Genomic DNA, 13,299 nt, shown 5'->3' with positions numbered 1-13,299 from the left:
AAGCGGCGTCCGCGAGCCCGAGTCCGCTGCCGCTTCCGCGGCATCCAAACTGGCGGGGTGGCCGCCTTCACCTGACGACGCACCGCATTTCAAGGGGAGAAAGATAGCCGCCGGCATGCAGGATTGCAAGCGCCGGGCGGCCAGCGGCCGGACGGCAGATGGGTCAGCGCAGCGGCAGCCCCCCGCGCCCGCCCATCACCCCGGACAGCCCGCGCAGCATGCCCTTCATGCCGCCGCGCCCCAGCTTGCCCATCAGCTTTTCCATTTGCTGGTACTGCTTGAGCACGCGATTGACATCGGCCGGGGTCAGGCCAGCGCCGCGGGCGATGCGCGCGCGCCGCGAGCCGTTCAGGATGTCGGGATTGCGGCGCTCCTTCTTGGTCATCGAGTTGATGATCGCGATCATGCGCGGGATTTCCTTGCCGGTCACCTGCTGCTTGACCGCCTCCGGCAGCTGACCGATGCCGGGCAGCTTGTCCATCAGCCCATGCAGGCCACCCATCGCCTGCATCTGCTCGAGTTGGTCGCGCATGTCGTTGAGGTCGAACTTCTTGCCCTTGGCGACCTTCTCGGCCAGCTTGGCGGCCTTGTCCTTGTCCACCTGGGCCTCGACCTGCTCCACCAGCGACAGCACGTCGCCCATGTCGAGGATGCGGCCGGCGGCGCGGTCAGGGTGGAACACGTCCAGCCCGTCGGGCTTCTCGCCCACGCCGACGAACTTGATCGGCTTGCCGGTGATGTAGCGCACCGACAGCGCGGCGCCGCCGCGAGCGTCGCCGTCGGTCTTGGTCAGCACCACGCCAGTCAGCGGCAGCGCCTCGCCGAAATGCTTGGCGGTGACCGCGGCATCCTGGCCGGTCATGGCATCGACCACGAACAGGGTTTCGACCGGCTTCACCGCGGCGTGCAGGGCCTTGATCTCGGCCATCATGGCCTCGTCGATGCTGGTGCGGCCGGCGGTATCCACGATCAGCACGTCCACATACGAGCGACGAGCCTCGTCGATCGCGGCCTTGACGATGGCCTCCGGCGTCTGCCCGGGGTCGGACGGGAAGAACAGCGCCCCCACCTGCCCGGCCAAGGTCTGCAACTGCTCGATCGCAGCCGGACGATACACGTCGGCCGAGACCACCATCACCTTCTTCTTGCGCTTGTCCTTCAGATACTTGGCCAACTTGGCCACGGTGGTGGTCTTGCCGGCACCCTGCAAACCGGCCATCAGGATCACTGCCGGCGGCTGCACGTTCAGATTGAGGTCGGTGGCCTGCGCGCCCATCACCGCGGCCAGCTCGTCGCGCACGATCTTGACCAGCACCTGGCCCGGAGTGAGCGAGCGCATCACCTCTTGCCCGACCGCGCGCACTTTGATGCGCTGGATCAGGGCCTGCACCACCGGCAGCGCCACGTCCGCCTCGAGCAGCGCGATGCGCACCTCGCGCACGGCCTCGCTGATGTTGGATTCGGTCAGGCGGCCGCGGCCGCGCAGGCGCTCGATGGTGCCGGACAGACGCTGGGTAAGTGATTCGAACACGCGGGAAGCCCTGAAAATACGGGAGACCGTCGATTATATCGACTCACTTCATCGCGCCCGCAAGATCGCGCAGCTTGCCAGCTGCGCTTCAGGGCCGGGCAAGCTACTCGACCAAGGCCGCTGACTTGATCTGGGTCCAAACCCTCTGCCCGACCGCGATCCCGAGCCGTGACACTGCACGCCGCGCCAGGCGCGCCAACAACAGCGCTGCTCCCACCCGCACGCGAACTAACGCGATGCCAGGATGCGTATCCTCACCGACGGCATCCACCTCACTCAGCAAGACGTTCTGGATGCTGGTCACCCCAGGCTGCAAAGCCAGGCTCACATCTCGCGCCAACACATGTACCCGCACGTGCTGCCCCACTCGTACTCCACCATCACGCACCCAGAGGCTGCCCCCATCGAACTCCACCCGCGCCAAATGCCAGGCGACATCCTTCTCGGCCACCACGCCGGCAAGCACCACGCCTACGTCATCAGCCAGCCTGACGGGCAACTCCATACGCGCGGACATGTCAGACAGCGCCCCGCTCGCCAAAACTTTCCCGCCTTCCATCAGCACCAGATGATCAGCCAGGCGCGCGACTTCTTCATGCAAGTGACTGACATACAAAATGGGAATATCAAGTTCGTCGCGCAGACGCTCAAGGAAAGGGAGGATTTCCCGCTTGCGCTGCAAATCCAGCGCGGCAAGGGGCTCGTCCATCAGCAACAAGCGCGGGCAAACCGCGACGGCACGAGCGATCGCGACCCGCTGACGCTCCCCGCCCGATAGACGATCCGGCTTGCGATCGAGCAAATGCCCGATGCCCAGCATATCGATGATCTGATCGAGCCGCACCCGGCCAGTACTGCGGCTACGCGCATAGCCGTAGCGCAAATTCCCCATCACGGTCAGATGGGGGAACAAACTGGCGTCCTGGGACACATAGCCAATCGGCCGCTGATGTGTTGGCCGCCAGTGCTTCGCATCCTGCCAGGTTTCACCCTCAAAGATGAGCCGCCCTTCGGGAACCCGCTCCAGACCGGCGATACAGCGCAGAAAAGTAGTTTTTCCCGATCCAGAATGACCAAACAGGGCAGTCACCCCGTGACCCGGAAGCTCAAGATCCACATCCAAGACGAACCCTGGTCGTTCGAGCAAGAAGCGCGCGTGGATGCCCCCCATCTCAACCGCCTCGCCGATGCCCCGAGCGCCAAGCGTAGACGGGCATCAGCACGAGAAACGAAAACACCAGCATTACCGCAGCCAGACTATGGGCCTGCATATATTCCATGGCTTCCACATGATCGTATATCCGCACCGACGCCACCCGGGTGACGCCCGGCAGATTTCCGCCCACCATCAAAACGACACCAAATTCGCCTACGGTATGGGCAAAGCTCAAAATCGCCCCTGTGAGGAATCCGGGGATCGCCAGCGGCACGCCCACCGTAAAGAACGCATCCATCGGGGAAGCCCGCAAAGTCGTCGCCGCCTCGAGGATGCGCTCATCCACCGCCTCGAACGCGGCCTGCAACGGCTGCACCATGAAAGGTAGTGAATAGAACACCGACGCAACGACCAGTCCCGGGAAGGTAAACGCCAGCGGGCCAAGACCGAGTGCCAGCATTGCTTTCCCCAACGGACCACCCGGCCCCATCGCCAGCAGCAGGTAGAAGCCCAGTACCGAGGGCGGCAAAACCAAAGGCAGCGCCACCACGGCGCTGACCGGCCCCTTCCACCACGCCTTGGTGCGCGCCAGCCACCAGGCAATCGGTGTCCCCAACACTAAAAGAATCAGGGTGACGATCCCGGCAAGACGCGCGGTCAGCCCGATCGCCTGAAGATCACTATCTGTCAGCATCCGCGCCCCGGGGAGCCCAGCTCCAGAAAATGCGTATGAAGTCTATCCCCCAATCCGCTCATCCGGAAGCACGAAACCATATCGCCTCATCAGCGCACGCACCGAAGCACTCAGCATGTATCGCGCGAAGCGGCGCGCCAGCCCGCTGTTCTTGCCATGCTCGGTGACGATAAAGCATTGCTCCATTGGCGCATGCAGGCGCTGCGGAATCAGCCAGTACCCCCCGCGCATGGCCAGCTCGGGACTGAGCGCGAGAGACAGCGCGATGATCCCGATCTGCGCATTGCCGGTCCGCACAAACTCTGCCGTTTGCGAAACATTCTCTCCATAAACCAGTTTTGGCTTGATTTTCTCCAACAGCCCAAGAGCCCGCAGTGCCTCTTCGGCCCGCTTTCCGTACGGCGCATGCTTAGGATTGGCGATGGCTATCCGGGTAATCCTAGGATCGGTCAGACCGGCCAGCGTCATTCGGCTGGCATCCATGCTTGTACTCCATAACACGATGCGCCCAAAGGCGTATGGCGTGACGGCAGACGCACTGAACCCGGCCTTGGCCAACCCGCGCGGGAACTCGCAATCCGCAGAAAAATACAAGTCAAACGGCGCTCCCTGCTGAATCTGGGCGTAGAACTTCCCCGATGAACCATAGATGACTTCGACGTCGTCCCCAGGGTTGGCCTTCTCGAAGGATGCGACGATTTCATCCATCGCAAACTTCAAATCAGCCGCGGCGGCGACACGGATTTGCTCGGCCCGCACCAGCGGCACGAAAGATAGCCACCCCCCACACACCAGCAGACAGGGACCGAGCATGCCGCGCACGGCCTGCGCGGCTATCCCCAACATCCGCCATTGCGTTTGCGTCTTCACAGGCATCACCGCATCAGCTCGCCACTGGCTACCATGGATCACCACGCCCGCACTGACCACAAAGGAAGACCCGGAGGGCGTGAACCGCATTCCTTTGCGCGCCCTCCGGTCCGAATCCACCCCTCACCCCTTCTGTGCTCGGGCACTCATGATTTCGGGCAAGTCGGTTTCGGTATCGATCTGCGGGAAGTGCATGCGCTCCATCCGGCGGATGGCGAAGTGCATCCAGGTCAGGGCCACGCTGACCAGGACGAACAGCAGCATGAAGCAGCTCGTCCAGATCCCGATCAGGTCGTTGAGCGCACCGAAGGCGATGGGCAGGACGAACCCGCCGAGGCCGCCAATCAGGCCGACCACACCACCGACGGCCCCGACGTGCTGCGGGTAATACACCGGGATGTGCTTGTACACCGCCGCCTTGCCCAGTGACATGAAGAAGCCGAGCACGAAGATCAGCACCGTGAACGGCACCACCCCCATGGCCAGCGTGAACTCGATCGGACCGCGAATGCCCTGCACGATGTAGGTAGTGGGCGGGTAGGACAGGAGGAAGGTACATACGACGGACACGCCGAACGTCCAGTACATCACCTTACGTGCGCCGATGCGGTCGCTCAGCCAGCCGCCGACGATGCGGAACAGCGAGGCGGGGATCGAATAGCAGGCAGCGAGCAGACCCGCGGTTTTGATGTCGAGCCCGTAGGCTCCGACCATCAGCCGTGGCAGCCACAGCGCCAGCGCCACAAAGGCGCCAAACACAAAGAAGTAGTACAGACCGAAGCGCCAGACCTGCAGGTTGCGCAGCGGACGCAACTGCTCGACGAACGGGGTCGGCTTGATCTCGCCGGACGCACGCCTGACCTGGTCGGGATCCTCCCGGGTCAGCAGGAAGAACAGCACGGCAGTGACCGCAAGGCCGATCGCCCAGTAGCTGGCCACGGCCTTCCAGCCCATAGCCACCATCACCATCGGCGCGAGCAGCTTGGTGACCGCCGCACCGATATTGCCGGCGCCAAAGATGCCCAGCACCGTGCCCTGCTTTTCAGGTGGGAACCACTTGGAAACGTAGGGGATGCCGACCGAGAAGCTACCGCCCGCGAGTCCGATCAACAGAGCGGCGAAGAGGTAGCCCTCGTAGCTACTCATGAACGTCAGCAGCCAGGTTGCGGCGGCCGCGCACAGCATCACGGAGGTGAACACGCGCCGCCCACCGAACTGATCGGTCCAGATACCGAGAAAGAGGCGGGAGAGCGAGCCGGAGAGGATGGGCATGGCAATCAGCAGGCCGAACTGGGTGTCGTTCAGGCCCAGCTCCTGCTTGATCTGCACGCCGATGATGGAAAAGATCGTCCAGACCGCAAAACAGACCGTAAAGGCAAACGTGCTCGCCCAGAGGGCGGTCTGCTGCTGGGCAGGCGTGGGCGCCACGGCGGTGTTCATGGCTTGTCTCCTTGCTGTATTAGGGGAAATCGTCGAGCCCTACGACCGGGTACCGCTGTGCGAGCGCCCCGAGGTACTGATGGATGGCGTTCTGCCTGGCCTGGGTTTCCAGATAGGCGGCGACGCGCGGGGCAGCCTCGTGCCATTCCAGGGGAGCGCCCCGCTCGATGGCATCGACCCAGACCACGTGATGCCCCCAGCGTGACTCCACCGTCAGCCCGGCAAGTCCAGGGCGCAGCATGAACAGCTGCCGCTCGAACTCCGGCGTTGTCTCTCCGCGCTCGACCCATCCAAGGTCTCCGCCAGCGTCGCGCGAAGGGCAGTCAGAGTGCCGCATGGCCAGCTCGGTGAAACGCTCCGGGTGCTCGCGCAGTTCGGCGATCAGCGCCTCGCCGCGCTCGCGGGCCGTTGCCCGCGCCACGGCATCGGCGGGAGGCGCCGCCAGCAGGATATGGCGCACCTTGATCCGGTCAGGATGGTGCAAGCGCTCCCGGTTCTGCTCGAAATAGCGTCGGCAGGCCGCCTCCTCCGGCACCGGCACGGAGATTTCCCGTTCCAGCAACACGCGAATGCAGGCGTCCTCCTGCGTCTCGCCAGGCTCGGGGCAAACCGACTCGGCCAGGCCCAGACGCGCGATCTCACGCCGGAGCAACTCGCGCACGACCAAGGCACGCGCGGCTTCGTGGCGTGCGACGTGCGGATCGCGTGCGGGATGGTACTGCATTTCGCGCGCGATCTCGGCCTCGCTGATGGGAGTGTCGCCGACATGCACCCAGGCCGGCGGAGGCGGTGGAATGGCCGTTCTCCCGACTTCAGGATCGGGGGTGTCCAACGCAGACCTGGCCGCATCCGAGAGTGAGCCGGCATCCATCACGATCGGAACCTCGCGCGCCATGACTCAGCGGCTCCCGTAGTCGAGTGGCGCAGAACGCTTGCGTACCACCTGATAGGGACGGGTGAGGTAGGACAGCGGGATCGACCAGATATGGACGAGGCGGGTGAACGGGAAGATCAGGATCAGGGTCATGCCCAGGAACACGTGGGCCTTGTAGATCCAGTGCGCATCATGGATGTATTCCGCCGCGCCGGGGCGGAAGGTGACGATGTGCTGCGCCCACTCGGCCAGCTTCATCATCTGCACCCCGTCCATGTGGCCGGCCGAGACGTAGATCGAGGACAGCCCGAGCAGAAGCTGTGCATACAGCAGTACCAGCACCAGGATGTCGCGGGCGGACGAGGTGGCGCGGATCCTCGGATTGAAAAGACGGCGTAGCAGCAGGATGGTCAGCCCGATAAAGCACATCACGCCGAAGAATCCTCCCACCGCCATGGCCAAGACCTGCTTCTGACCCGCACTGATGAAGCGCTCATAGAGCGCATGTGGGGTAAGCAGCCCGACGAAATGGCCGAGCAGAATGGCGATCACACCGACGTGAAACCAGTTGCTCCCCAGCCGCATCCACCGCCCCGAGAGGAGCTGGCTGGAGCCGGTTCGCCAGGTGTTGGCGGCAAGATCGAAGCGCGCCCAGCTGCCGATGAGAAACACGCCCAGCGCGAGGTAGGGGAAGATCTGGAAGCAGAAGTAGTCGATGGCAGTCATGGCATCACCTTGCGGTTGCAGTGGCGCCCTGGGCCGGAACGGCGGCGCGTGGGGCTCGCTGGGGGCTGGAAGTGGGCTGGCACGGGCCTTCGTCGGTGGCAGAGCCGAAACGCACGGCTTCCTCCTCCCACACGGCATCGATCGCCTCACGGGTGTCATCCCGCGCCTCACTCGCCACCCGCCGGCGCAGGGGGCCGAGATCGACGCGTCCCATCGCCAGCTCGACCAGCGCTTCGAGCACGCTGGCGTATTCGCTGTCACGCTCGATCGCCCTCGCGCAGAGCAGCTCGAGGATGTGGCCGATGTGGTGGAGCCAGTCGGCGACCTCCTCCTCGGGGCGCTGGGAGAGGAACTCCAGCACCACGGGCAGGTAGTCGGGCAGTTCCTTCGTGTTCAGCTCGAAGCCGGCGCGCCGATAGGTTTCGAGCAGATCGACCATGGCCTGTCCGCGATCCCTGGACTCGCCATGGATGTGCTCGAACAGCAGGAGACTCATGCTGCGACCGCGGTCGAACAGGGCCAGCCAGCGTTCCTGGGCCTGCATCGGCTCCATGTCCAGCAGCTGCGTGAGGAAGGCGCCGAGCCGCGCGCGACGCTCCTCCGACAAGGGTGCTGCCGCGCAGGCCGCACGCAGTTCGTCGCCGTGCTCCCACAGCGCCTCATCCGGGTAGTCGAGCAGCAGGCCGATCAGCTTGAGCACTTTCATGCGGGCTCCCTTTCCGGTTGCTGCCGTGCTGGCGGCACCTGGTAGGTGGTGCTGGGGCGTCCGCCGAACAGTGCTTCGGCCGGGGATGCCGGGCTGCAGCCATTGCCGAAGGTGAAGCCGCAGCCGCCACGCTCGCCGAAGGCGTCGTTGGCGTACTCGCGGTGCGCACTCGGCACTACGAACCGGTCTTCGTAGTTGGCGATGGCGAGGTAGCGGTACATCTCCTCGGCTTGCGCCACGCTCAGACCGACCTGATCCAGGGCAGAGGTATCGTTCACGCCATCCACATGCAGGGAGCGGCGCCACAGGCGCATTGCCAGCATCCTCTCCAGTGCGCGCACGACCGGCCCCTCGTCGCCTGCCGTGAGCATGTTGGCGAGGTAGCGCACCGGAATGCGCAGCGATCCCACGTCGGGCAACTCACCCTTCATCGCGATGTCGCCGCGTTCTGCCGCCGACTGGATCGGCGACAGCGGCGGGACGTACCAGACCATCGGCAGCGTGCGGTACTCGGGATGCAGCGGCAGCGCGAGCTTCCAGTCGATCGCCAGCTTGTACACCGGCGAGGCTTTGGCCGCCTCCAGCCAGCTGTCGGGGATGCCTTCGGCGCGGGCGGCCTCGATGACTTTGGGATCGTTCGGATCCAGGAAGATCTCGAGGTGCGCCGGATACAGATCCTTCTCGGAGGCCACGCTCGCCGCCTGCTCGATGCGGTCGGCGTCATACAGCATCACGCCGAGATAGCGGATGCGGCCGACGCAGGTTTCCGAGCAGACCGTCGGTTCGCCCATCTCGATCCGTGGGTAGCAGAAGATGCACTTTTCCGACTTCCCGGTCTTCCAGTTGTAGTAGATCTTCTTGTATGGGCAGCCGGACACGCACATCCGCCAGCCGCGGCACTTGTCCTGATCGATCAGGACGATGCCATCCTCCTCGCGCTTGTAGATCGCGCCACTGGGGCAGGATGCCACGCAGGCCGGGTTCAGGCAGTGCTCGCACAGGCGCGGCAGGTACATCATGAAGGTCTTCTCGAACGCGCCGTAGATCTCCTTCTGCACGTTGTCGAAGTTCTTGTCGCGCGAGCGCTTGGCGAACTCGGTGCCGAGGATCTCCTCCCAGTTCGGCCCCCAGTGGATCTTCTGCATCCGCTGGCCGGTGATCAGCGAGCGCGGCCGCGCGGTCGGCTGATGCGCACCCTCGGGCGCCTCGTGCAGATGGTGGTAGTCGAAATCGAACGGCTCGTAGTAGTCGTCGATCTGCGGCAGGTCCGGGTTGGCGAAGATCTTGGACAGCAGGCGGAAGCGCCCTCCCGCCTTGAGCTGGAGCTTGCCATTCGCGGTCCGCACCCAGCCGCCGTTCCACTTCTGCTGGTTCTCCCACTCCTTGGGATAGCCGACGCCGGGCTTGGTCTCGACGTTGTTGAACCAGGCGTACTCGACGCCCTCGCGCGAGGTCCAGACGTTCTTGCAGGTGATCGAGCAAGTATGGCACCCGATGCACTTGTCCAGATTGAGGACCATCGCGATCTGCGCACGCACTTTCATCGGGAAGCCTCCTCGGTTACCGGGACGGCTTCGCCGTCCAGCCAGTCCACCTTGCTCATCTTGCGAACGATCACGAACTCGTCACGGTTGGTACCGACCGTGCCGTAGTAGTTGAAGCCATAGGAGAGCTGCGCATAGCCACCGATCATGTGGGTCGGCTTCACCACCACGCGGGTCACCGAGTTGTGGATGCCGCCGCGGGTGCCGGTGACCTCGCTGCCCGGCGTGTTGATGATGCGCTCCTGGGCGTGATACATCATCGCCATGCCAGGCATGACGCGCTGGCTGACCACGGCACGCGCGGCGATCGCGCCGTTGACGTTGAACAGCTCGATCCAGTCGTTGTCCTCGATGCCGGCTTCCCTGGCGTCCGCCTCGCTCAGCCAGACGATCGGCCCGCCGCGCGAGAGCGTCTGCATGATCAGGTTGTCGCTGTAGGTGCTGTGGATGCCCCACTTCTGGTGCGGGGTGATCCAGTTCAGCACGATCTCGCGGTTGCCGTTCGGCTTCTTGCCAAGGATCGGCGCGATGGTCTTGGTATTGACCGGCGGGCGGTACTGCATGAAGCCTTCGCCGAAGGCAAGCATCCACTCGTGGTCCTGGTAGAACTGCTGCCGCCCGGTCAGCGTGCGCCACGGAATCAGTTCGTGGACGTTGGTGTAGCCGGCGTTGTAGCTGACGTGCTCGTCCTCCAGCCCCGACCAGACCGGCGAGGAGATGATCTTGCGCGGCTGCGCCTGGATGTCGCGGAACCGAATCGCCTCGTGTTCCTTGCCGACTGCCAGATGCGTATGCTCGCGACCGGTGACCTTGCCCAGCGCATCCCATGCCTTGACCGCCACATGCCCGTTGGTCTCGGGCGCAAGATGCAGGATGACCTCCGCCGCATCGATGGCCGATTCGATCCGTGGCCGACCCTTGGACACGCCGTCCTGTTCGACGCTGCCGTTGAGCTTGCCGAGGAAGGCGACCTCGTCACGGGTATCCCAGGTCAGGCCCTTGCCCCAGTTGCCGAGCTTGTCGAGCAGCGGGCCGAGGGAGGTGAACTTGCGATACAGGTTGGGGTAGTCGCGCTCGACCACGACCATGTTGGGCATGGTCTTGCCGGGCACCGGCTCGCATTCGCCCTTCTTCCAGTCGCGCACCTCGGGCATGGCCAGCTCGTTGGGCGTGTCGTGCAGGGTCGGCACCAGCACCAGATCCTTCTCGACACCCAGCACGCCCGGTGCCAGCTCGCTGACGGTGCGCGCGATGCCCTTGAAGATGTCCCAGTCGCTGCGTGCCTCCCAGGCCGGATCCACCGCCTTGGACAGCGGGTGGATGAACGGATGCATGTCGGAGGTGTTGAGGTCGTTCTTCTCGTACCAGGTCGCCGTCGGCAGCACCACGTCCGAGTACAGCGCGGTGGTGCACATGCGGAAGTCGAGGGTCACCAGCAGGTCGAGCTTGCCCTCTGGAGCCTCATCGCGCCAACGCACTTCCTCGGGCTTCCTGGCACCGCGTTCGCCGAGGTCCTTGCCCTGCAGACCATGGCGGGTGCCGAGCAGGTGCCGGAGCATGTATTCGTGCCCCTTGCCCGACGAGCCGAGCAGGTTGGAGCGCCAGATGAACAGGTTGCGCGGGAAGTTCTGCGGCGCGTCGGGATCGGCGAAGGCGAAATCCAGCGCTCCGTTCCTGAACTGCTCGACGGCGTGCTGCACCGGATCCTTGCCCTGGGACTCGGCCTCCCGCACCAGATCGAGCGGGTTGCGGTCGAGCTGCGGCGCGCAGGGCAGCCAGCCCATGCGCACCGCGCGCAGGTTGAAGTCGGCGAGGCTGCCGGAGTACTTCGTCGGATCGGCGAGCGGCGAGAGGATCTCCTCGACGCCCAGCTTCTCGTAGCGCCACTGGTCGGAGTTGAAGTACCAGAAGCTGGTGCCGTTCATCTGCCGTGGCGGGCGGCTCCAGTCGAGCGCGAACGCGAGCGGCAGCCAGCCCGACTGCGGACGCAGCTTCTCCTGGCCGACGTAATGCGCCCACCCCCCGCCGCTCTGACCGACGCAGCCGCACATCACGAGCACGTTGATCAGCCCGCGGTAGTTCATGTCGTTGTGGAACCAGTGGTTCATCGCCGCGCCGACGATGATCATCGAGCGGCCGCGCGTCTTGTCCGCATTGCGGGCGAACTCACGGGCGATGCGGATGACCTGGCCGCGCGGAACCCCGGTGATCTTCTCCTGCCAGGCCGGCGTGCCGGGCACGTTGGCGTCGTAGTCGCGGGTGACATACGGGCCGCCGAGCCCGTTGTCGACGCCATACTGGGCCAGCAGAAGGTCGTACACGGTCGCGACCAGGCACTCCTTGCCGTCGACGAGGCGCAGGCGGCGCACCGGCACGCGCTTCTCCAGCACGTCCGCGATCTTGTTGGCGTTCCACTTCTCGTGCTCGACGCCGCCAAAGTAGGGGAAGGCGACCTCCACGATCTCGTCATGCTCATCCTTCAGGCTCAGACGCAGTCGGGTCGCCCGGCCCCGGCTGTCGCGCTCCTCGATGTTCCACTTGCCCTGCTCGCCCCAGCGGAAGCCGATCGAGCCGTTGGGCACGACGATCTCGCCGCTGATCTCGTCGAGGGCGAGGGTCTTCCACTCGGGGTTGTTGGCCTCACCGAGCGCGCCGTCCAGATCGGAGGCACGCAGGAAACGCCCGGTGGTCAGCCGTCCATCGGCGGCGCGATCGATGCGCACCAGGAGCGGCATGTCGGAGTACTGGCGGCAGTAGTCCTGGAAATACTGCGAGGGCTGATCGACATGGAACTCGCGCAGGATCACGTGACCCATGGCGAAGGCCAGCGCCGCATCGGTGCCCTGCTTGGGATGCAGCCACTCGTCGGTGAGCTTGGCGACCTCGGAATAGTCCGGCGTGATCGCCACCGTCTTGGTGCCGTTGTAGCGGGCCTCGACGAAGAAATGCGCATCCGGCGTGCGCGTCTGCGGCACGTTGGAGCCCCAGGCGATGATGTACTTGGAGTTGTACCAGTCGGCCGACTCCGGCACGTCGGTCTGCTCGCCCCAGACCTGCGGGCTGGAGGGCGGCAGGTCGCAGTACCAGTCGTAGAAGCTCAGGCAGGCACCGCCGAGCAGCGACAGGTAACGCGCGCCGGCGGCGTAGGACACCATCGACATGGCCGGGATCGGAGAGAAGCCGATCACCCGGTCCGGGCCGTACTTCTTGACCGTGTACAGGTTCGCTGCTGCGATGAGCTCGTTGGCCTCGTCCCAGCGCACGCGGACGAAGCCGCCCATGCCGCGCTTGGACTTGTACTGCTTCGCCTTGGCGGGATCCTCGACGATGCTGGCCCATGCCTCCACCGGCGCCCTGGTCTTGCGCGCCTCGCGCCAGAGGCGGAGCAGGGCCGAACGGATCAGCGGATACTTCACCCGGTTGGCGCTGTAGAGGTACCACGAATAGCTGGCGCCGCGCGGGCAGCCGCGCGGTTCGTGATTGGGCAGATCCGGGCGGGTGCGCGGATAGTCGGTCTGCTGGGTTTCCCAGGTGACCAGGCCGTTCTTGACGTAGACCTTCCAGCTGCACGAGCCGGTGCAGTTCACGCCGTGGGTCGAGCGCACGATCTTGTCGTACTGCCAGCGCCGGCGGTAGACGTCCTCCCAGGACCGGTCCTGCTGGCGGGTGATGCCATGGCCGTCGGCGAACGACTCGTCCTGACGCTTGAAGAAGGTGAGGCGATCGAGGAAATAACTCATGGGACGCTCCGGTTCTGT

At 64.8% G+C, this 13,299-nt stretch carries 10 protein-coding genes; all 10 read right to left on the bottom strand.

Annotated features, from left to right (window positions below):
• Positions 1-163 precede the first annotated feature (163 nt).
• Positions 164-1,531 (bottom strand): signal recognition particle protein, encoded by a 1,368-nt coding sequence (ffh, locus tag ML342_RS05895; RefSeq protein ID WP_240126110.1) that lies wholly within the window; start codon positions 1,529-1,531, stop codon positions 164-166.
• Between the two features lie 103 nt (positions 1,532-1,634).
• The gene (gene modC, locus ML342_RS05890; protein WP_240126109.1) at positions 1,635-2,702 is read right to left on the bottom strand and encodes a molybdenum ABC transporter ATP-binding protein; all 1,068 of its coding nucleotides are present in this window, start codon (positions 2,700-2,702) and stop codon (positions 1,635-1,637) included.
• Position 2,703: 1 nt separating this feature from the next.
• Positions 2,704-3,381, bottom strand: a complete 678-nt coding sequence (gene modB, locus ML342_RS05885; RefSeq protein WP_240126108.1) for a molybdate ABC transporter permease subunit — start codon at positions 3,379-3,381, stop codon at positions 2,704-2,706.
• Between the two features lie 42 nt (positions 3,382-3,423).
• Positions 3,424-4,341, bottom strand: a complete 918-nt coding sequence (gene modA / locus ML342_RS05880) for a molybdate ABC transporter substrate-binding protein (RefSeq protein ID WP_240126107.1) — start codon at positions 4,339-4,341, stop codon at positions 3,424-3,426.
• A gap of 33 nt (positions 4,342-4,374) precedes the next feature.
• On the bottom strand, positions 4,375-5,691 hold the full coding sequence (locus tag ML342_RS05875; protein ID WP_240126106.1) for an MFS transporter: 1,317 nt from the start codon (positions 5,689-5,691) through the stop codon (positions 4,375-4,377).
• A 19-nt stretch (positions 5,692-5,710) separates the two neighbouring features.
• Positions 5,711-6,586, bottom strand: a complete 876-nt coding sequence (locus ML342_RS05870; protein WP_240126105.1) for a peptidylprolyl isomerase — start codon at positions 6,584-6,586, stop codon at positions 5,711-5,713.
• Between the two features lie 3 nt (positions 6,587-6,589).
• Positions 6,590-7,291: a respiratory nitrate reductase subunit gamma gene (gene narI / locus ML342_RS05865; protein ID WP_240126104.1), complete on the bottom strand. Its 702-nt coding sequence runs from the start codon at positions 7,289-7,291 to the stop codon at positions 6,590-6,592.
• A 4-nt stretch (positions 7,292-7,295) separates the two neighbouring features.
• A complete protein-coding gene (gene narJ / locus ML342_RS05860; RefSeq protein WP_240126103.1) occupies positions 7,296-7,997 on the bottom strand; it encodes a nitrate reductase molybdenum cofactor assembly chaperone in 702 nt (233 codons plus the stop codon).
• Positions 7,994-9,541, bottom strand: a complete 1,548-nt coding sequence (gene narH / locus ML342_RS05855; protein WP_240126102.1) for a nitrate reductase subunit beta — start codon at positions 9,539-9,541, stop codon at positions 7,994-7,996. The genes narJ and narH overlap by 4 nt, the downstream gene beginning before the upstream one ends.
• On the bottom strand, positions 9,538-13,281 hold the full coding sequence (locus tag ML342_RS05850; protein ID WP_240126101.1) for a nitrate reductase subunit alpha: 3,744 nt from the start codon (positions 13,279-13,281) through the stop codon (positions 9,538-9,540). Before ML342_RS05850 ends, narH begins: the two co-directional genes overlap by 4 nt.
• Positions 13,282-13,299: the final 18 nt, after the last annotated feature.

The sequence above is a fragment of the Thermomonas alba genome, from assembly GCF_022419205.1.
Taxonomy (GTDB): Bacteria; Pseudomonadota; Gammaproteobacteria; order Xanthomonadales; family Xanthomonadaceae; genus Thermomonas; species Thermomonas alba.
Note: the sequence above shows the minus strand (reverse complement) of the source record. Positions and strands in the feature narration are given on the sequence as shown.